Origin of the sequence: Thermosynechococcus sp. (assembly GCF_046299635.1) — a bacterium.
In the GTDB taxonomy this organism is placed as follows: Bacteria; Cyanobacteriota; Cyanobacteriia; order Thermosynechococcales; family Thermosynechococcaceae; genus Thermosynechococcus.
The window spans coordinates 1-19,062 of sequence record NZ_JBKBHV010000022.1 but is presented as its reverse complement, the minus strand read 5'-3'; the positions used below and the strand labels follow the sequence as shown (position 1 = coordinate 19,062).

General features: G+C 51.0%; 19 protein-coding genes. 10 read left to right on the top strand and 9 right to left on the bottom strand.

Features of this window, described 5'->3' with window-relative positions; translation table 11 throughout:
- The first annotated feature begins 24 nt into the window (after positions 1 to 24).
- Positions 25 to 1,203 carry a PP2C family protein-serine/threonine phosphatase gene (locus tag ACK4IR_RS09445; RefSeq protein WP_409874116.1) on the top strand — a complete coding sequence of 393 codons (1,179 nt, stop codon included), beginning with the start codon at positions 25 to 27 and terminating at the stop codon, positions 1,201 to 1,203.
- A gap of 73 nt (positions 1,204 to 1,276) precedes the next feature.
- Complete coding sequence (locus tag ACK4IR_RS09440; protein WP_409874115.1) at positions 1,277 to 2,662, top strand: hypothetical protein; 1,386 nt, start codon at positions 1,277 to 1,279, stop codon at positions 2,660 to 2,662.
- Here ACK4IR_RS09440 and ACK4IR_RS09435 read toward each other — a convergent pair.
- The 3 genes from ACK4IR_RS09435 to ACK4IR_RS09425 are packed head-to-tail and all read right to left on the bottom strand — an operon-like array spanning position 2,659 to position 5,328.
- A complete protein-coding gene (locus ACK4IR_RS09435) occupies positions 2,659 to 4,281 on the bottom strand; it encodes an MBL fold metallo-hydrolase (RefSeq protein ID WP_409874114.1) in 1,623 nt (540 codons plus the stop codon). The genes ACK4IR_RS09440 and ACK4IR_RS09435 overlap by 4 nt on opposite strands.
- 32 nt (positions 4,282 to 4,313) lie before the next feature.
- Positions 4,314 to 4,448 (bottom strand): hypothetical protein, encoded by a 135-nt coding sequence (locus tag ACK4IR_RS09430; RefSeq protein WP_409874113.1) that lies wholly within the window; start codon positions 4,446 to 4,448, stop codon positions 4,314 to 4,316.
- A gap of 49 nt (positions 4,449 to 4,497) precedes the next feature.
- Positions 4,498 to 5,328 carry an FAD-dependent thymidylate synthase gene (locus tag ACK4IR_RS09425; RefSeq protein WP_409874112.1) on the bottom strand — a complete coding sequence of 277 codons (831 nt, stop codon included), beginning with the start codon at positions 5,326 to 5,328 and terminating at the stop codon, positions 4,498 to 4,500.
- Between the two features lie 137 nt (positions 5,329 to 5,465).
- Here ACK4IR_RS09425 and ACK4IR_RS09420 point away from each other — a divergent pair, with 137 nt between their 5' ends.
- From ACK4IR_RS09420 to ACK4IR_RS09405, 4 genes are all read left to right on the top strand, one after another.
- Positions 5,466 to 5,630, top strand: a complete 165-nt coding sequence (locus tag ACK4IR_RS09420; RefSeq protein WP_409874111.1) for a hypothetical protein — start codon at positions 5,466 to 5,468, stop codon at positions 5,628 to 5,630.
- Between the two features lie 161 nt (positions 5,631 to 5,791).
- Positions 5,792 to 8,983: an efflux RND transporter permease subunit gene (locus tag ACK4IR_RS09415; RefSeq protein WP_409874110.1), complete on the top strand. Its 3,192-nt coding sequence runs from the start codon at positions 5,792 to 5,794 to the stop codon at positions 8,981 to 8,983.
- A 550-nt stretch (positions 8,984 to 9,533) separates the two neighbouring features.
- A complete protein-coding gene (locus ACK4IR_RS09410; protein WP_409874109.1) occupies positions 9,534 to 10,178 on the top strand; it encodes an FHA domain-containing protein in 645 nt (214 codons plus the stop codon).
- Between the two features lie 42 nt (positions 10,179 to 10,220).
- Entirely contained in the window at positions 10,221 to 11,639 is a 1,419-nt protein-coding gene (locus tag ACK4IR_RS09405; RefSeq protein ID WP_409874108.1) for a protein kinase domain-containing protein, read from the top strand.
- Between the two features lie 4 nt (positions 11,640 to 11,643).
- Here ACK4IR_RS09405 and ACK4IR_RS09400 read toward each other — a convergent pair whose 3' ends face one another.
- The 4 genes from ACK4IR_RS09400 to ACK4IR_RS09385 form a co-directional block, all read right to left on the bottom strand.
- Positions 11,644 to 12,786 (bottom strand): DUF4335 domain-containing protein, encoded by a 1,143-nt coding sequence (locus ACK4IR_RS09400; protein WP_409874107.1) that lies wholly within the window; start codon positions 12,784 to 12,786, stop codon positions 11,644 to 11,646.
- Positions 12,786 to 13,388: a DUF3038 domain-containing protein gene (locus tag ACK4IR_RS09395; protein ID WP_409874106.1), complete on the bottom strand. Its 603-nt coding sequence runs from the start codon at positions 13,386 to 13,388 to the stop codon at positions 12,786 to 12,788. Before ACK4IR_RS09395 ends, ACK4IR_RS09400 begins: the two co-directional genes overlap by 1 nt.
- A 9-nt stretch (positions 13,389 to 13,397) precedes the next feature.
- Entirely contained in the window at positions 13,398 to 13,601 is a 204-nt protein-coding gene (locus tag ACK4IR_RS09390) for a DUF751 family protein (protein ID WP_409874105.1), read from the bottom strand.
- 94 nt (positions 13,602 to 13,695) lie between these two features.
- Positions 13,696 to 14,334, bottom strand: coding sequence for an HD domain-containing protein (locus ACK4IR_RS09385; protein WP_409874104.1), 639 nt, complete (start codon positions 14,332 to 14,334; stop codon positions 13,696 to 13,698).
- Positions 14,335 to 14,505: 171 nt separating this feature from the next.
- On the opposite strand from ACK4IR_RS09385, the gene ACK4IR_RS09380 reads away from it, so the two are divergent.
- The 4 genes from ACK4IR_RS09380 to ACK4IR_RS09365 all read left to right on the top strand — a co-directional run bounded on the left by ACK4IR_RS09380 (position 14,506) and on the right by ACK4IR_RS09365 (position 17,909).
- Positions 14,506 to 15,852 carry an AAA family ATPase gene (locus ACK4IR_RS09380; protein ID WP_409874103.1) on the top strand — a complete coding sequence of 449 codons (1,347 nt, stop codon included), beginning with the start codon at positions 14,506 to 14,508 and terminating at the stop codon, positions 15,850 to 15,852.
- Complete coding sequence (locus ACK4IR_RS09375; protein WP_409874102.1) at positions 15,849 to 16,628, top strand: hypothetical protein; 780 nt, start codon at positions 15,849 to 15,851, stop codon at positions 16,626 to 16,628. Before ACK4IR_RS09380 ends, ACK4IR_RS09375 begins: the two co-directional genes overlap by 4 nt.
- A 359-nt stretch (positions 16,629 to 16,987) precedes the next feature.
- Positions 16,988 to 17,542 (top strand): hypothetical protein, encoded by a 555-nt coding sequence (locus ACK4IR_RS09370; RefSeq protein ID WP_409874101.1) that lies wholly within the window; start codon positions 16,988 to 16,990, stop codon positions 17,540 to 17,542.
- Positions 17,529 to 17,909, top strand: coding sequence for a hypothetical protein (locus tag ACK4IR_RS09365; protein WP_409874100.1), 381 nt, complete (start codon positions 17,529 to 17,531; stop codon positions 17,907 to 17,909). Before ACK4IR_RS09370 ends, ACK4IR_RS09365 begins: the two co-directional genes overlap by 14 nt.
- Positions 17,910 to 18,072: 163 nt before the next feature.
- On the opposite strand, the gene ACK4IR_RS09360 is transcribed toward ACK4IR_RS09365, so the two are convergent.
- On the bottom strand, positions 18,073 to 18,870 hold the full coding sequence (locus tag ACK4IR_RS09360; protein ID WP_409874099.1) for a hypothetical protein: 798 nt from the start codon (positions 18,868 to 18,870) through the stop codon (positions 18,073 to 18,075).
- A gap of 99 nt (positions 18,871 to 18,969) precedes the next feature.
- Positions 18,970 to 19,062: photosystem II protein D1 (locus ACK4IR_RS09355; protein WP_409874137.1), on the bottom strand; the 93-nt coding region annotated here is incomplete at its 5' end.

Below are 19,062 nucleotides of genomic sequence, written 5' to 3'. Positions count from 1 at the left end.
GGGGGAGATTTTCAGAAATAGGCTATGAGTGGCGATCGCCGGCTCTATCGAATTCTGGTGATTGATGATGATCCCACCACCCGCCTCTTGCTGCGGAAAAGGCTCAAGGAGCTAGGCTATCAGGTCTCCGTGGCGAGTCATGGCCGCGAGGGGATTGCGATCGCGACTGCTGAGAAACCTGCCCTGATCATCTGTGACTGGATGATGCCCGAACTGGACGGCCTAGAGGTGTGTCGTCAAATCAAGCAGGATCGGGAACTCTCCCGCAGTTTTTTTGTCCTGCTCACTGCTAGGGGAGAACTGGAGGATCGTATTCAGGGGTTGGATGCCGGTGCCGATGAGTTCTTGTCAAAACCCATTGACCCCAACGAATTGCGGGCGCGGATTCAAGCAGGCCTGCGCCTTTATCAACTCAACCAAGATCTGCTCAAGCAAAAACAACTCCTTGAGGCCGAACTCCACGAAGCTGCCGACTACGTGCGATCGCTCCTGCCGGCTCCCCAAGAAGCCCCCTGCAAAATCAACTACTATTTCTTGCCCTCCAGTCAGTTGGGCGGCGATTGTTTTGACTTTTTTTGGGTGGGCGATCGCTATCTCGTGCTCTACATTCTCGATATGTCAGGCCATGGCTTGGGGGCAGCACTGCCGTCGGTGTCTGTTTTGAACCTGCTTCGCAGTACAACGCGAGGAGAGCAAACCGCCGGCACGTTTGACTACCTGCACCCTGCCCAAGTCCTCGAAGCCCTTAACAATGGCTTCCAAATGGCCGATCAGCACGAAAAGTATTTCACAATTTGGTACGGCGTGTACGATTGCCAAACGCAGCAATTGACCTATGCCAGTGGTGGACACCCGCCGGCACTCCTATTGACCCTCGAGGCCGATCAATGGCAAGCCACCCTCCTGAAGACACCGGGAATCCCCATTGGCATGTTTGCTGACATGGCCTTTACGGAAGCAACGATTGAGGTGCCCAGTTCGGCAGTTCTCTACCTCTTTAGTGACGGCATCTATGAGTTTGAAACAACCGACAATAAAGTTTGGGGACTCGAATCTTTTACAAAGTTGCTCATTGCTGCCCATACCCAAAATCCTGTGCCCTCGTTGCCCCAATTGATCCGCCAAGTGCAGATTTATGCAGCGACCAACGCCTTCGGCAGTGACGATGTTTCATTGGTGCAAGTGGCATTCCCCTCAGCTTAAATCAGCATCCGAGATTGCATAATGTTGCCCTTTCTATGCAATATCGTAGGCAGTGGCAGAGTGAAAATGATCTATGGGCGGATGGGAGTTTTTATTACAAAAGGAGGGCGATCGCGCTTGGTTGCCCCTAGAGCCACCCTCAGCGGAAGTGTTGGAGGGCAGTTACCGCTTGATGGCGCGCTGTCCTGTGGCCGAAACCTCTGTGGAAGTCCAAATTACCCATCTTTACGATGACCAAGGCGTGCCGAAGCAGCGCTATCAACGCCGCACCCATCGCAGTAGTTCCACAGGACTCATGGGTATTTTGCCCTTTACATATTTGCAGCCGGGACGCTGGGAATTTCAATGCCGTGTGGCGCAAGAGGGAGTTCTCGACTCAGAAGTGTTTGCGATCGCCCTTGATGTCCTTGCCCAGAGTGAAGAGTGGGATTTGCCGGCACCAGAAACCTTGCCGGCCGTTCCAGAGCAGCCAGTTAAAGCTGCCGAACCCCCTAAACCTCAAGAACCCTCCCCTGCCGAGCGGCCCACAACGCTGATTGAGCTGCCCCAAAGTGCCTATACGATCTTTGCGGATGAAACGTTGGTTTTAGAAGGCACGGTTGCAGTTCCGGGTACGGTGGTGATTCGCTTGCGCAATCCCATTACCCGCGATGTGGTGCAGGAGCAATCGGTGGTGGCGATCGCCCGCGAGGGGACGTGGTCTTTTCACTGTACGCTTACTCCCTTAGCCAATTATCCAGTCATGGTTGGGGAAGCCCGCCTCCTACCCAATGATCCCTTAGAGCACAGTGATCTCCGCCAAGTCCAAGCCTTTATGGTCACGGTGTTACCAGCACCAGAGATTTCGGCTGTCTCCGCCCCACCTAAGAGCGAAACATCCCCTAGCCCGCAGTTGCCCATCTTAGGGGATACTACCCTCGAACCTGTGCCGGTGAGCGGCTTTGCCCTGCCGCCCCAACTAAAGCCCGTAAAAGCACCCGACGTCGTGGATTTGCCCAGTTTTTGCCAGCCTCTTTCTGCGGTCAGCGTACCACCGCCTCGGGATTTGCCCATGGATCGTCAAGAGCGATTTTGGTTGCGATTGCAACAGTTAGCCGAGTTAGCACCCCCAGCATCCACGAATTCTGAGAGTCCTTATCTATTGACCCCACCCCAGCTCATACTGTCACCGGAGCCACCGGTATCACCGCTGCACCTCAAGGTGAATTTGTCTAGTACCCAACGGGGTTGCTCCGTCAAAGTCTGGATCACCAATGGTGAAACCGGAGAGTTAATTGCTGGCCCCCGTTGGCTAGTGGAGTTTGACTTTTATCGCTATGGGGATTACTGGCAAACGATCCTTCACATTGACGTGCCCACCAGCGTGCGCTCCATTGCCCTGATGGCGATCGCCATTGACCCCAAAACAGGGGCTGAAAGTCCGACGGTGACCCTGCGGCGGCAGCTGCAAGTGACCTAGCTTTCGGGTTCCGGTTGCGTTTCTGCCCGCTCAAAGGCCGGACAGTAGCCCTCCGGTGCCACCTTGAAGTTGTAGAGTGCAGAGGCCTCGTTCCAGCAGCGTTGCCCTCGATAAAACTGGCAATGAAAACAGCTCTCCTGATCGGGGGCGATCGGAGCTGATGTGCCACCCAGCACTTCCTTGGGGGTCATACCGCGAATCAGCAATTGCTCCCCCTGCCATGAGGCAAGGACAAAGCCCGTATCTGCCAGCCGTCGCCAGCGCGGATCTGTGGTAATAGAAGCGGGGAGGCGAATCATAGCTTCATCGTTCCACTCACTCACCTCCCCCTCATAGGCCAGTTGCACAAGGGAACTCGGTGTTGAAAGCGTCAGTTGGCCAATGGGAAATTGAATGGTCGAACCACTGGTGGGGGTGTGCAGATGGTAGCGGTTACTCAATTCATTCAGACTGGCTAAATCGGCAAGGTAGTTAGGATCGCCGTGGATAAGTACTACGTGCTGCGGGCGAATATTGTGAATTAGTTGAGTTGTCGCAGGACCATCGGCATGGAGAGATAGTAAAAACGTATCCACCTCAACATTGGGTAATGCGGTTAAATCAGGAGCCACTCCCCGAAAGGGTTGGCCATAGCGCAGCCGCGGATAAAGTACCAGCCAAGGTCGTCTCCCCTGTGCCAAATAGGGACGAAGATTCTGATCTTCCTCCACAAGGACAATCGTGCGTGCCTCGTCACGAATTTGCGCCAAACTGCTCAAGGGCTGCACTTGGGGTTTGACCCGCTCATCCCAAAAGAGGGACTGGTGTTGGGCAAAATTTTGAATCGCGGTGGGTAAATGGGGCAAAATGGTGAGGTAGGCATCACAGCCGCGAGCGATCGCCGCACTCACCCAGATTTGAATCGGCTGTCCCGTAAACAGATGATGACTGCGCAGCAGGATGAGAATTTCTTGGGCAGTACCGAGGGGCGGCAGCGGAAGCAATACGTTGTAGCCTTGATCCACTGCGGTGCGAATGCGTTCTGCCAGTTGGTTTTCCTGTTGACGACGGTGGGGATGCCGCGCCGTGCCTAGGCTTGCCTCAATGATCAGCACATCCGGCTGCAATCCCCGCAGATCCACAAGGGGCAATCCTTCCGTAAAGCGAGTATGGGACAGGAAAAAATCCCCCGTATAGACTACGCTCAGGGGCGGTTGCTCTGAGTTGGGGTCTTGGTAGGTGAGGACAAAAACGGCGGCTCCCGGTAAATGCCCCGCCGGAAAGAGTTCCGCTGTCAGACCATCGCCAAACTCAACGGGCGATCGCCAAGGCAAGGCGCGGCAGAAGGGGGGAACGGTTTCATCCGGCCAGTTGAGGGGCAGTAGCTGTGTCGTTACTTCACTGGCATAGATGGGAATATGGGGAAAACGGCGATGAAGTGCCAAGAGACTCTGGGCATGATCCGCGTGGGCATGGCTACAGAGCACCAAGTCAAAGGGATGCTCTTCAATCTCATCGAGGGGCAAGACATCCAGCGAGGGCACACCACAGTCCAGCAAAATCCGATAGGTGCCAATTCCTAAGCCAATGCACACCCCCTCATCTGCGTGACCCACCCCATAGTTGAGGCACTCGAGCATGAATGGCGAGCAGTCCCCCTCCTTAGTCAGCTTTAGTGAGCCGAACCGTTGCCGTGGTAGTGATCGGTGTCGTAGAAACCATTGCGGGTGCCAAAGACCAAACACAGCAAAATAAACAGCGGTGTCATGGCTAGCAGAACGGGTTTCACATTAATGGCAACGTCCATGGCTACGCTCCTCGCTGTAGTGAACTGAATCAAGGGTGTCTTCTGCTATTCAGTGTATCGCGGATGATTCGCGGGGATTCGCTGATTTTCTCTCCTCAAAGTAACGCAATTGTCGCCAACCGACAAAATTGGCATAGGGCTGGCGATCGCCCATACATTCAGCCACATGCTCTAGGGGAGACAAATGCTTGGGTTCTGCCCCTGCCAAGCGTTGATAAAGCGCTAGATCAGAAGCAGGGTCACTGCGTTGGCCATCCCGCAAATAGTAGGACACCCGCGCACAACGTGCCACCGACATATACTTACACTCTTCAAGGCTGTACTGTTCGCGTTCATGGGCATCAATATACGGGAGGTGCCACTCCCCCACAGCCACAGGTGTCGGTTCATGGGTTTCCAGCAGATGCTGAATTAACTTGGCCAAGGCTTGCATTTCGGGCTGGGCATCGGGATGGTTGCGCAGGCGCAAAAAGTTTTCCCACTCGGTACTACTGACCACTGTTTGCATCCACATCCACGGCTCCAGCATGCGGTTGACTACCTGCTTGTGGATTCCTAGCTCATGGAGTTGGCGTGCCCCCTCAAGAACTGCAAGGCGAGTTTTTAACCAGATTTCCTTTGCTGCCTCCTTGTGTTCACTCTCTTGGCGTGCCTGCATGCCCCGCTGGTTTTGCCCCCAATGGTAGGGAATAACGGGATTCTCTTCCACCTGTGCCATCATCTTTGTGACTGGAACCGCCCGCGAACTGGCGGAGTTACGGGAAAACACGCGATGGGTGAGAAGTTCACTATGGATAAAACGCGGATATGTCAGTTGTAGCGTCACCAAGCGCACCCCTGCTGGCGAAATTGAATCGGCAATCACACGCCCGTCTTGCATCTTTGTCTCTTCTGAATCTCTGCCTTCTCTAGGCTAGTGCAAGGGGAACACCGTCTGCATGATCTTGCAGGCTGTAGTTCTGATGAAGACACGCTACGCCGCTACGACCTGCAACGACACAGTCATTTGTTATAGCTATGCTGATTGAACTAGGGGATCAGCAGTTTTTGGCTGCAACCATTAGCTTGGGTGGCACCCTTTTTCGACCAAGAGAGCAGGTGCTCAGTGACTCAATTCCTCGCGCGGATCAAGCCTTGTATAAAGCGAAACATGAGGGGCGCGATCCCTGGGTCTGGGCATGATACCCTGCTCCCAACCGTACTCACTAACTTTAGTGAGAGTTCCATCAGCACGTCGGCAGGCCTGAGGAATGTTTCAGGAAGAAAACTACGCTGATAAGCTTAGAAACGATTTGTTAGAGTAGCGGTGTCTAAGGGATGACGTTTGCACCAGTTGAACTGATATGACCTCCCCACCCTTTAGTTTTAGCGGCTTGGCGGTGACCCGCCACATCGGCACTCTCATGCTCACCCTCACGGTTATTGTGTTGGCGGTCTTTATCCTTTTGCGTCTGCAAGTGGATCTACTGCCGGGGATTACCTACCCGTGCATTGGTGTACGACTGGATATTCCGGGGGTGGTGCCTAGTGTGGCTGTTGAGGAGGTAACCAAGCCCCTTGAGGAAGCCCTCAGTCGCACGGAGGGAGTGGTGCAGGTTTATTCCCAAACCCGTGAAGGTCAAGTCAGTATTGATTTATTTTTTGAACCCGGCGGCGATGTCGATCAGGCCTTAAATGAAGCCACTGCTGCCTTTAACCGTGCCCGCAGCACCTTGCCCAATATTATTGGGTCGCCACGACTCTTTAAGTTTGATCCGTCCCAATTGCCCATCTATGAGTTTGCGCTGACCTCAGAAACCCTCAGTGGCCGCGAGTTACGGGTCTTTGCCGATGAGGATTTGGATCGCGAACTCAGTATTGTCCCTGGTGTGGCAGGGGTGGACGTCTCTGGGGGGACGACCGAAGAAGTACGAATTCTTGTGGATTTGAACCGATTGCAGGCCACAGGCGTAGGCTTAAACCAAATTTTAACGGCGCTCGGCGATCGCAACCAAGATGTCTCTGGGGGCCGCATTCGTGGCCAAACTGCAGAACCCTTAACCCGCACGGTGGGGCGGTTTCGTAATGCCAGTGAAATTGAGGATGTGGTGCTGACGGGCGTCAATGGTCAGCGGGTATATCTGCGGGATGTGGCGCAAGTGGTGGATGGCAGTGCCGAGCAGCGAGTCTTTGTGACGCTCAATGGCCAGCCTGCCGTCAAAGTCAGTATTCTCAAGCAGCCGGAAGCCAATACGGTGGAGGTGGCCGATGGTATCAAGCGGCGTTTAGCCGAGCTACAGGCAGCCAATCTCGTGCCCCGCGATGCGCAGATCATTCCTGTCCTTGATGAGTCGGTTTATATCCGCAACTCCCTGAACAATGTGATCACCGCCGGGCTGACGGGAACTTTGTTGGCAGCGATCGCTGTGCTGCTATTCCTTGGTTCTGTGCGCCAAACCCTGATTATTTTGCTAGCCATCCCCCTGTCAACGATGGCGGCGATGTTGCTGATGAGGCTATTTAACTTCTCCCTCAATGTCTTCAGTTTAGGGGGGCTAGCGCTCGGTGTCGGCATTGTTGTGGATAACGCCATTGTCATGTTGGAAACCTTGGCGGATATTGACCCCCACCACATGAGCCAAGAGCAGTACCTTGAGGAGGTGAAACGGCGTAGCCAAGGCATTGAATCGGCGCTTTTGGCCTCTACTCTCACTAACTTGGTCGCTATTTTGCCCTTTTTGTTGCTGGGGGGCTTAATTGCGCTGCTCTTTAATGAACTGATCCTAACGATTAGTTTTGCCGTTGCAGCGTCGCTCGTGGTGGCACTGACGGTGGTGCCAGCGTTGGCTTCACGCTTATTGGGAGTGCGGGTGCAAAATCGCCTACGGCAGGTGGCTTTTATTCGTGTCTTTAATGAGAGGTTTCTCTGGCTCACCGGACGCTATGAATGGATGCTGGGACAGGTGCTACGGGCACGCTGGCTGGTTGTGGGTCTGGCGATCGCCCTCCTTGGTGGGAGCAGTTGGTTTTTAGGCCAGCAAATTCCCCAAGAATTGCTACCGCGCATTAATACCGGTCAAGTCAACCTAACGGCCATTTTTCCACCGGGAACGCCCCTACCGACCAGTCGCCGAGTCATGGAGGCTGTAGATCAGGTGCTGATGGCACAACCGGGCACGGAAGCAGTCTTTACCACCACTGGGGGTGCCCTCTTTGGCACCAATACAATTGCTAACCCGCTGCGAGCCAATAGCAACATCATTCTGCGGCGGGGCGTTCATGTGGATCGCTATATTACAGAAGCAACAAAAGCCCTTGATCAACTCAACCTTGTGGGGGTGCGACTGCGCCTACGTCCTAGTCAAGTGCGGGGAATTATTCTCACCAACTCACCTGTACGCGGTGCCGATGTGGATGTGGTGCTTCGGGGCAACGATGAGCAAACCCTCAACCGCTTTGGTCGCCAAGTACTGCAAGTCCTTGATGAAAAAGCCACCTTGGTGCGCTTTCGTCCCGATGCAGATCCTCGCCAGCCCGAAATTCAAATTCTGCCGGATTGGGAGCGCGTGAGCGAACTGGGGCTAAATACCCTCAACCTTGGCCAGACGATTCAAACTGCCTTGGAGGGATTTGTGCCCAGCCGCCTGCAACGGGGCGATCGTCTAGTGGATATTCGTGTCCAACTGGACAGTGAAAGTATTCAAACGCCCGCTGACCTGACAACAATTCCCCTTTTTACCGCCAATAACCGTCCCCTCCGCCTTGGGGATGTTGCTCGCATTGAACCCAGTCAAGCCCCCGGTGAAATTCGCCGCATTAACCAGCAGCAGGTCTTTATACTCGCGGGCAATCTTGTCGAAGGTGCCAGTCTCAGTGCTGCCCTAGCCCAAGTGAATGACATTCTCAACGATCTGGAGTTTCCACCCGGAGTGTCCCTGATGCCGAGTACAGCGGCTCAAGCCAATCAGCAATTGCAGCAAGCTCTAGTGGTCTTGGGCAGTTTGGCAGCCTTTCTTGTGTTTGTGGTCATGGCGGTACAGTACAATTCGCTGCTTGACCCCCTCGTGATCATGTTTACCATTCCTTTGGCCTTGGCGGGCGGCATTTGGGGCTTGTACCTGACACAGACAGCGATTGGTGCCACGGTGATTGTCGGTGCCATTTTGCTCGTGGGGATTGTCGTCAACAATGCCATCATCATGGTGGAACTTGCCAACGAGATTTACCGACAGGAGGGCTGTAGTCGTAGCCAAGCCATTCGCAAAGCTGCCCCTGCCCGTCTGCGCCCGATCATGATGACCACGATTACAACGGTGGTGGGCATGTTTCCCTTGGCATTGGGGTTAGGGGAAGGCTCAGAATTTTTGCAGCCCCTTGGCATCGTTGTGTTTTCTGGTTTGGCAGTGGCAACACTGCTCACCCTCTTTCTCATTCCCTGTTTCTATGTGATTCTCCATGGCTTTGAGCGTGCTACCCCCCGCAGTGTTCCTGACCCATTGCCCGTGCCCACTCTACCCCCCACGAGTCCCTCCCCTGAGGAACTTCAGGAAGGCTAACGCCGTAGGCCAACATCACTGTCTTAGATTGGTAGTGACGCCTCTGCCAAGCCCAGCTTCTAGGCGAGTATCGGGGACTTTTGCCCGCATACGCCTCACTGTCCTTTCGGAAAGTGAGTTTAAGAATTCCCAGCAGATGCTTGCACAAACAACGACAAACCTTCACCGTTTTGGCAAACAGTTGACGCTGTTCAGCCATTGGGTTAAGTCACCATTTGTCAGTGCGGATGATGGGGGTTCGATTGACCCTAGAGCAATTTTACTAGCATGCTGTTGATGATGGCTAGGAAGTGAGTACATTGAGAATCAGGGCTACGATGATTCATTTATTGGCAACTCCGCTTCGCTTCATTGCCGCGCCTGTGCAGGCTAAATTTGTTCAAAGGCCAGCGCATTCCTTAACCCGCGATTATGTCAGTAGTCGTTTCTAATAATTCCCACTGAGCAGCAGTTTGGCAATGAACCCGTATAGAATTGGGAAGTAGAGATAAACCATGGGTGCCTTAATCTTAGGTTGGTTGGATCGGCAGTGGAATAGGGCATCATTGCTATGATGATCTGTTCCGAGTGTTTCCATCCCAATCCCGTTGGTGCTGTTCAATGTGAAGCGTGCTTTTTGCCCATGCCCAGTATGACTCCTTGTCCAAATTGTGGTGCCCCAGTTCAACCAGACGCTAGTTTTTGTGGCCAATGTGGTTTCAATCTGCGTCGCATTGCCGTCAGCCCACCTCCGATGCCAGAGGTGATGCAACACATGGCAAGTGCTGCACCAACAGTGGAAACCGTTGCTCATCAAGGACGGCTAACAACGCTACCGCCGCCGCCCCCACCACCAGCTCATGTCTTCTCAATTGAGATTCCCACCATTGAAGCTAAACTGATTCATGTGCAAACGCGCACAGAACTGCAAATTCCCACAGGGCGTCCTGTGATTCATATTGGCAAGCCCAATGATCGTATTCCACCGGACATTGATGTGGCTGGCTTTCCCAACTCAGAAATTGTCTCTCGTATCCACGCGGATCTGCGGATTGAGGGGGATGCCCACTATATTGAAGATGTGGGAAGTGCCAATGGCACTTACATTAACAATACTCCCCTTTATCCGGGCAATCGTCACCGCCTGCAATCAGGCGATCGCATTGCATTGGGCAAGGGGGATTTAGTCACTTTCATCTATGAACGCATCTCCTAGTTCTTTAGAGTGTATTCAGGTACGAAGAGGCGGTTAGACAACGTGATTACATTGACATTACTCCATCCCGTTCAAGCCACCCCAGTCCAAAGCTGGACTTTTGAGAATGAAAATGTCATTCGCATTGGCCGAGCAGTTGATAATCACGTCGTGCTCTATAGCGCGGTGGTGTCGCGTCACCATGTGGAACTCCGTCGTAATGGCTTGCAATGGGAAGTGGTCAATCTTGGTACCAACGGCACCTATTTGGATGGCAAACGCATTCAGCAGGCAACCTTGATGGATGGCGGCATCCTTCGCCTGGCTCGCTCTGGACCCAATATTCAAATTCGCCTCGGTTCTGATCAGCGTCCTGCCACTCCCACTGCCCGCATGGAAACAGTCCCAGAAGCACAATTGAAGGAAATGGAGAAAGGGACTTATTCAGGGGGTGAAGAAGTTCTTGGAACAGAGGCTGAGCCTATTGCCGCTCCTGAACAAAGTGCGCCTACATCAAGTGCGACGGGTGCTACCACAGAACAAGAAGAGGAAGAAGAGTTTGCAGTTCAAGGTCAACTGCCGGTGCATTTATTGAGTGAGTGGCGTGCTCCCCCCGATTGCCCGCACAGCCATGCCCAAGAGAATGATATTTTTTGCATTGACTGTGGTGTGCCGCTGCGCGTCTGGAAAACTCTGGGTAACTACCAGATTATTCGCGCCCTTGGTCAAAGCAACATTTATTTGGGCTGGCGCAGTGGGTTAACGGCAGTGATTAAGGGACATAGTCTTGCTGCCTCACGCAAGGAAATCCGTGCCTTTCAACGCCAAGCACGCCAATTGTGTCAGCTTCAGCATCCTGCCCTGCCCCAGTTTTGGGAAGCATTTCAGTGCGGCAGCGATTCCTACTTGGTCTCAGAAATGGTCTATGGCCAATCCCTGAAACAGCGGATTCAGGAACAAGGGCCAATGAACGTAATTGAGGTCAGTCGTTGGCTGATTCCTGTCTGTGAGTTGCTCGAACTGCTGCACCAGCAAGATCCCCCTGTTTTGCATTTGCACATTCGTCCTTCCAATCTCATTTATCCCTACGTTAAACGGGAAACAACAGAACTCGTGCTTGTGGGCTGGGGCAAAGCATCCGTTTTAACTTCTGAATCTGGAACATTTATTGGTACCGTGGGCTATTCGGCGCCAGAGCAGCAGGAGGGAAAACCCGAACCCGCTTCAGATCTCTTTGCTTTGGGGGCAACGATGGTGTATTTGCTGACGGGTTATGAGCCGGAGACCTATTTCCGCTGGGGCACCCGTGAGTATCGTCTCTATGCGGAGGATATTCCCCATTTAGATCCGCTGATGGTGGATTTGATTAATTGCTTGACCCACCCCGATCCTCGGGAACGCTACCCCAATGCTGCCGAAGTTAAGAAACGCTTGCAGGAAATGGCGACTATTACCCCTGCCGTCTCTTCAAGTGCCTTATAGAACATCAATTTTCCCCAAATACTTGCACGCTTCCCGAGGGCATTAAGACCAAGCGCAGTAAGATTGGCCGATCGCCCCCAAAGGGACTCACTAGAGGACTTTCCCGCAGCGGAATGGGCGTGCGATCAATAAAACGAACCGCCGCACCATTGAGGGGCAGTGCTTGGGCAAGGGTACCGTCGGGATTCAGGACGATGCGGTATTCCAGAGCGGTGTCTAGGCTGGCCGGTGGGCGCCAGCGATCTTGAAAATAGGCTTTCACCTCCTGTAGGGTGGTTGCAGAAACAGGGGGTGTTTCAATGGGTGGCACAATCATCGGCGTAGGTTCAATAGCCGCAGGGGCACGGTCAGGGGGAGCTTGTACCACGATGTTATTTTGATCAGGGGTTTGAGGGGATGGCGGCTGTTGAGCAATGGGGGGAGGTGGTGGAGCAACGGCGGGCGGAGGGGGCGCAGGCAAGCTAGCCGAGGGAGGCATTTCTGGGGGTGAGGGTAGCGGCACAAGGGTAGAAGTTGCAGGAGGAGTCGCAGGTGGACTGGGTAGAGGAGCCAGTTGTGGGGTTTCTGGAGATTCTGGCAAAGGGGAAGGCAGGTTGGGTTCCTCACGGGCAGCCTCAGGGGAGGTAACAACCATCGAAGCTGGGGGTATTAGCCAGCGTTGGGTAACAAGGGTAAAGGCAGCAACCACACCCACAGCCACCGCTGCACTTTTGACCCAGATTGGGATTTGAGCAATGATTGATTGAGCGCGCTCCACGAGTTCTGGCAACGGTTCCATAACGGCAGACCACTCGTCAAGAACGGTTACCAAATCGTATAGCTCGGTTAGTTGTAGCAGAATCACCCGCCCATCGGGGAGATGCAGTTCATGTTCGAGGGGCGATCGCGATCGCAAGACAAAGCCCGCTGCGGTTACTTCTGTCGGTGCTGGGTGGTGACTAAGGAAAGCCTCAACATACTCGTTGACGAGCGTTTTTAGTTGATAGAGCTGGCGATCATTGCCCTCAAAGCTTAGTTTTTCCCCGAGAGCCAGCGTAAAGTGGAGCGATCGCACCGGCACACGGCGCAACTTCTGACTGAAGGGCAAAAATTCAGCCGCAACATCCAGTTGGCAGGTGGGCTGAGAATAGCTAAGGGTCGTACTCATCAGACATCGGAATGGGGAAACAGAGTGGGTAATTCAGGTGCCGGTGCAGGTACAGGGTCGGGTTCCACCAACGATAGGGAAGGAGTCGCGGGAGTCGTGCGCTCTAGCAGGGTGATCCAAAGCCGACGCGCCCCTTGGGGCGTACTGTAAAAGAGCAAATCCACGAGTAAATCTAAGGCCAGTTGTGCCAATGCAGTACCATCGCTACTGTCGTCGGCCATTCGCTCTTGATACAAACTGGTAAAGCGGTCAATATAATCCCCAAGAACAGGATCTAAATGAGGGGGGCAACCTTGGCTTGTCTGCTGTTGCCAGCGTTCAATAGCGGTGCGGATGGCTTGCCGGTGTTGCTGGGCTAAGCGGGTGCAGATCAAGGCCAAGGCACGGGCTTCATCCACATCTAATTTGCGTCGCCCATTGCGACCCCGCCGCAGGGGACTCGATTGCCGCAATCGCCATAACCCCACGCGATCCGGCAAATAGGCCTCAAACCCCATGGCTTCTGCCAATGCAAGTACCTCTGCCGAACCCACCTGCGCCAAGGCTTCCAGACTCAGCAAAATCAGGTCAATTTGTGCCTTGATGGGCAAGGAAGAGGCCATCGTGCCACCCTATGCAGTGGTCAAGCCCAACATTGCGCGTAACGTCAGAGCCACAAATGTAAGGAGTCCTACCATGAGGCTAATAAGGGCGATCGCGCTCAGCGGACGCTTAAAAAGAGGCACCAATGGCTCGACCAAATTCCACACCACCCCCAGTAAGACGGTGACAAAATAGCGTTGGTAGCGCAGAACATTTTCCCAAAAGCCATCCATTGATTGCTGCTCCTAATTTGGTGACGCCAACGGGCTTGAAGTTGCTTTCATGATACTACTCCAGTAGAGACTCCAGGGAAGCAACACCCTTGGCCTATGCCACAGGTACATAACCAGACGGCAATACAAAGCCCTCCCGACTTGCAACTGCACGGGTCAGTTCTTGGTAGGTGTCTTGCAACTGCGCTAACAGTTCCGGAGGAATCAGATGCGCACGCTCAAAGGCGGCAATTAACTCGCGGTAGTACCAAAGAACACCCTCCCGACCTGCCTGAAAACGTGGCCAAAGCTCACTGCCAATGTTGCAATAGTCTCTAAGAATACACAGTAGGTTGTGGAACTTATCACTGGCGGAAACCAGTTGAGCATCGCGATCAGTGGTGGTTCCCTGTTGGATGTGTTGGATATAGGCTAGCTTGCGAGTTGCCCAAGGGAGTTTGGTTTCACCGTCTTGGGTATTGACCACTGAATCAGAACAAGCCCGGACAATTGCAGCCACGCGATCGCCATAACGCTCACGAATCGCCTCTAGGGTCGGCAATCCCCCTTGATCTTCGACTGCATCATGCAGGAGGCTGGCGATCGCTACATCCTCATCGGCACCATACTCAAGGGCAATCATGGACACAGCAACTAAGTGGGAAATATAGGGCACATCTGACCCCTTACGAGTTTGTTCACGATGCAGAAGAGCCGCATATTCCAACGCATCGAGATAACGGAGAGAGGGCATCAGTTTTACCTCAAGCATCTATTGCTATTGTGGAGCGGTTCTTCACGCAGGGAAAATAACTTTCTGCTCATCTTGTCTTAAAGATTTGTTAACATATTGAATTGCTCATTGTTATCAAGGATAATTTTGCTGGATGTGTTTCTAAGCGGGCTCCCTGCCTAGCGGCTTCCCATGAGCAATGAAGCAAACATTGAACAGAAGATTATCCTGCCGTTGCTCAAGCAGTGGGGCTACAGTGACGCTGAGTACCAAGCCAAGCCACGGATTGGCAATGGGTATCCCGACTTCGTTGTCAGGTTGCCCAGAACTGATGTTTCCCCCTTTAACTATCTCATCATTGAAGTCAAAAGTCCGCAACAAAAAAAACTCAGCGGCAGTCAACAACTCAAGCAATACATGGAAATTGGCCGCACTGTCTTTGGTCTCTTGACCAATGGTCGAGAATACCAACTGTTTTACCAGAACCCGCTGAAGGAGCCACGGCGGCAAATCAACTGTTGTTCAGGAGAACTTGACAAAAAAGCGTTGCAAAAATTGGGTAAACTTCTCCAGCGCTCCACTGCTACAGCATTGATGAATGCCCTTACTCACCAGCAATTGAAAGTTTACCATCATTTTGAAAAAGAGTTGACTAAGAAATTTTCATTCTTTATCTCATCAATCCCAGCTAAGGAGGCATCCATGATCATTACGGTTTTTAACCACAAGGGAGGGGTTGGTAAAACCACGCTGACCCTTAACCTTGGTGCTGCTTTTGCTGAAATGGGTAAGCGAGTTCTTCTGATTGATATCGACCCACAAGCAAATTTAACCATCGGTGTAGGGATTGACCCCCTCAGGGATGTCGAAGAACAAGGGAGGAAAGACATTAGCGATCTGTTGCTAGAGCCACGGGTCAGCCTAGAGGAAGTGATCTATAGAAAATCTTGGGATGATTTACAGCTAGATGTGGTTCCCTCTCATATTCGCCTTGCTGACAAAGAACCTGCTCTGATTAATACTATTGATATTGATCGGGTGTTGCAACGAAAGCTCTCTAATCACAGTTATGATGTCATTCTCATTGATCCACCACCAGCCTTCGGCAAAGTAAATACAATTGCACTCATGGCTTCTCACGGTGTGCTTATCCCCACTCAACTTGCCCCTTACCCCATTCGAGCAATAGAGTACGTGCTTGCTCGACTAGAAGCCATGAGAAATGCCATGGAAAATCCACCTCGCCCACTGGGTATTGCTGTTAGTATGTACAACCGTTCCAAATCCGCAGCAAACCAGCAGATGAGAAGCAAACTAGAGAGCATCCTTTCAAAGTACAACCATGCCATAGAGATTTTACCTGAGAGTACATGGATTCCGGAGAAAGTTACCATGCTGCACAGTATAAACTTCGGTCAACCCATCTTCAGCGAAAAACTTTACCACGAACTTAGACGAGACAGAAACTCGATTGATGATTTAACTCAATCCTTTCAAAACTTAGCTCGTTACCTCTCTAGTAAAGCTCTCGCAAAATGATGAGTGATCTAGAAAAAATCTCAAAACATCTGACTCCCCGCCCAGCATTTCAGGGTCAAATTCATGTTGACTCTTTGAGAGTGCCAAGCAGTTACCCTCCGGACTTACTGTCCTCCTCACCGCAGCTTATTCGTGAGGACTTGCAACGGCATCGAACAAACCTTATACCGCTAATTATTCGGCCAGTAGAGGAGGGAGAATATGAAGTTATTTTTGGCAAAGAGATAGTTGAATTTGCCCGCGAGCTTGGTATTAATCACTTATTCGCATCGAGAATCGAGCTGCAAGATGAAGATGTTTTACCCTTTCAAAAAAGACTCAAGTCTATTTTCGGAATGAATCAAAAAGCTAGCAGTTCTTATTCACAAATGTTGCTGCAAAGTACCTTTATGGATCAGATTGCTCAATTAGTGAGGATTCTTATAGAAGAGAATAAGATGACATTTAAGAATCAGTTTGACAAGCTCGAAAACAAATTGGATGAACAAAATAACTCTCTGCAAAAAATCAGTCAGGAATTGGATGAACTCAAAAAACGCTTAAGTCTTCGTGAATTACAGCAGCCTATCTCTAGGCAAACAATGACTGAGGAGCGTGTGTTAATCAACCGCTATAGAAACCCTCAGAATCTTACTAAACGTGTTCCCAACTTAAAAAATAAAGAAGCTGAAATAATCATCCAGCAAATTCAGGAAGGTAGAAGATTTAAATCTGTGGATGAACTGAAAGCAATTGCTCCCTCAAGCCGCTGGGATGAATTAAATATTCAATTTTAGAGATGGTGGATATACTAGAATGCTTGGAGAAGGAACTATTAAACTAGTTATGATACTGGTAACTAGAACTTAGTCGGCGGTGTTCTATCGTCCATTGGAGCTTTGATCGGCGGCTAGAGCTTTTTTTAACTTAGAATATTAAGTTTCGTTGCAGGATTCAACACTTCTGGTGACGGATAATTATGATAACATAGCTAAAGCCTCTGTGTAGAAGCTAATCTAGAACAGCATTTCATCTCCTTTATGTACTGCATATTTTTAGAAAAGCGTTGTACACTAGCTTGCTAGTGTTTGTCAGGTAAAAAGATTTTGCTTCTGTTTGTCTTTTAAAGTATTTTGATACTTCAAGGATTTGCATTATGTCTTCATCTCGAATGTCTTTATCTAGAGTAGAGCCGCAGTTAGTCTTCAGTAATTCTTTAGGCAGTATTGTTGATATTGAGGAAGTACCACCATATAAATTCAATTTTTTTACTTCACTCGTTGTAGCCACGATTTTTGGATTATCAGCAGCAGCATTCATAGGTTTCCCTTTATTTGCAATTATAGAGGTAATCCTGCTATTTCAAGGCGAATATGAGGCTATCACTGCTTTCATAAAGTCAGTGTCGCTTGAAAATTTCATGGCTTTTATCGGAGCCTTAGGCTTTCTTGGAACTTACGGTTGGCTCTACTGGTACTCGATACAACCTTATGAATCTCGGACTATTATCCTAACTCATGGCTTTATTTATGATGATATCAAACTCCCTAAAAAACACAGACACAAAGCTGGTAGATATCATGATATCAGTGCAATACGATTATTTTTTCCTTCTTCGGCTAAAATTATCTATAAGTATTATTTGGAAAATCAAGAAGAATGCTTTTTGTCTTCTGAATCTCTAGTCTTAATGCGTTATGTGGGCAGGTAATATAGTTGCTACGCAGTGGTCAGAAGTTAAAAATTTAATAGAACAAGGTAATGATGCTTGTTTTGGAGATATTTATCTTAGTAAGAGCCATTTAAAAATTAAAGTCTATTCTGATCAACTTGAAGTTTCTGAAGTTTCATCAATTAAAGAAATTAAATTATTTTTGAGTGCTGACGAAGATGAGTTTCAATTGATACCTTACCCAAGCTTCAGATCAAGATGGCTCAGTATAGCTTTTGTCCTCTGTAGCAAATTAGATAACCCCCACTTATTTTATAAAGCCCTAAAATTGATAGGGATTCCTCTAAATCTTGAGCAATGTCCTAAGCTAGAGGATCACTTCAAGCTATTTGAAGATGTTATCTAATCACTAGTAACCCAGCAGAAGTGTTGAATCGTGCAACAAAACTCAAAATTTCAAGCGGTAAGTAGCTCTGGCTGCTGGTCAAAGATCAAATGAAACACTGCCGATTGAGTTTTAGTTGCAAATATCGCAAATCATAGCTATGTTTTGAGCATATTCCATACTCTCAATTCGATGCGGGTTTAGGAAGCTGACCCTTAGCAACCAATAGCTCCCATGAGCGCAAAACAGCGACCAAGTCAGAAGCAAGGCGGTATTCATTGGCTTCAGCAAAGCGCACCGTTGCGGTGGGGGTAGAGACGAGATTAACAGGCACCGATCGCTCTAGGGGGGTGGGCACAAAATCAAAGCCATTGAACCGATCAAATCGGCGATCGCTCAACAGTTGATTAAACTGACTCACTTGAGCAGGTGTCACTGTACGCAGCGTGCGGCTGAGAGTTTCCCCGCGAGCATTCGTGGTTTGCTGCACAATCCGACCATCGTTATAGAGCAGTGTTGTTGTCGTTGAGGGTGGGCGGTTCCCAGAGGCATCGCTTTGCCGAATCACGCGAAAACTCACCCCTTCAGGCAGGGAGGGTGGCAACTCTTCTGGACTCAGGCGTTGGGGTCGCTGAATCAGGGTGCCAATCATCTGACTGCCTGCAGCATCCCACAGAATTAGCGAACCACTTTGATTGGTGCGATAGACCCACTGTTGGGGGTAGGGGGCGCTAGGATTCGTCAGCGTAATTTCCCAACCAGGGGTCAAGCGCTCGCTGCAATCAACCCGCAATCCCCCCAAACCTAAACAGCCATCAGACCAAACCTTGGGCTGAACTTGAACCACGGTAATTTGTTCTGGCTCTTCACCAAACTGCTCGGCAGCGATCGCGATCGCCCGCGCAATGATCTCTGGCGCCGGGGTTACCGCTTGAACCACAAGGGGTGCTGCTACTATCAAGAGACTCGTCCAGCCATTCATTAATATAGGCTCTACCCTTTGACCATCATAAAAGAAAGACCGCCCCCGATGAAGGAGCGGTTCCTTTAACTAAAACGCTAGTTAGAGTTGCTCTGAGAGTTAGCCGTTGATGCTAGGAGCAATCATGGCCACAGGTGCAGACTCGGCGCTGGCCAAGTCGAGGGGGAAGTTGTGAGCATTGCGCTCGTGCAT

Coding starts and splice junctions, on each gene's coding strand:
- ACK4IR_RS09445 (WP_409874116.1), top strand. CDS start 25: ATGAGTGGCGATCGCCGGCTCTATCGAATTCTGGTGATTGATGATGAT.
- ACK4IR_RS09440 (WP_409874115.1), top strand. CDS start 1,277: ATGGGCGGATGGGAGTTTTTATTACAAAAGGAGGGCGATCGCGCTTGG.
- ACK4IR_RS09435 (WP_409874114.1), bottom strand. CDS start 4,281: ATGCTCGAGTGCCTCAACTATGGGGTGGGTCACGCAGATGAGGGGGTG.
- ACK4IR_RS09430 (WP_409874113.1), bottom strand. CDS start 4,448: ATGGACGTTGCCATTAATGTGAAACCCGTTCTGCTAGCCATGACACCG.
- ACK4IR_RS09425 (WP_409874112.1), bottom strand. CDS start 5,328: ATGCAAGACGGGCGTGTGATTGCCGATTCAATTTCGCCAGCAGGGGTG.
- ACK4IR_RS09420 (WP_409874111.1), top strand. CDS start 5,466: ATGCTGATTGAACTAGGGGATCAGCAGTTTTTGGCTGCAACCATTAGC.
- ACK4IR_RS09415 (WP_409874110.1), top strand. CDS start 5,792: ATGACCTCCCCACCCTTTAGTTTTAGCGGCTTGGCGGTGACCCGCCAC.
- ACK4IR_RS09410 (WP_409874109.1), top strand. CDS start 9,534: ATGATGATCTGTTCCGAGTGTTTCCATCCCAATCCCGTTGGTGCTGTT.
- ACK4IR_RS09400 (WP_409874107.1), bottom strand. CDS start 12,786: ATGAGTACGACCCTTAGCTATTCTCAGCCCACCTGCCAACTGGATGTT.
- ACK4IR_RS09395 (WP_409874106.1), bottom strand. CDS start 13,388: ATGGCCTCTTCCTTGCCCATCAAGGCACAAATTGACCTGATTTTGCTG.
- ACK4IR_RS09390 (WP_409874105.1), bottom strand. CDS start 13,601: ATGGATGGCTTTTGGGAAAATGTTCTGCGCTACCAACGCTATTTTGTC.
- ACK4IR_RS09385 (WP_409874104.1), bottom strand. CDS start 14,334: ATGCCCTCTCTCCGTTATCTCGATGCGTTGGAATATGCGGCTCTTCTG.
- ACK4IR_RS09380 (WP_409874103.1), top strand. CDS start 14,506: ATGAGCAATGAAGCAAACATTGAACAGAAGATTATCCTGCCGTTGCTC.
- ACK4IR_RS09375 (WP_409874102.1), top strand. CDS start 15,849: ATGATGAGTGATCTAGAAAAAATCTCAAAACATCTGACTCCCCGCCCA.
- ACK4IR_RS09370 (WP_409874101.1), top strand. CDS start 16,988: ATGTCTTCATCTCGAATGTCTTTATCTAGAGTAGAGCCGCAGTTAGTC.
- ACK4IR_RS09365 (WP_409874100.1), top strand. CDS start 17,529: ATGTGGGCAGGTAATATAGTTGCTACGCAGTGGTCAGAAGTTAAAAAT.
- ACK4IR_RS09360 (WP_409874099.1), bottom strand. CDS start 18,870: ATGAATGGCTGGACGAGTCTCTTGATAGTAGCAGCACCCCTTGTGGTT.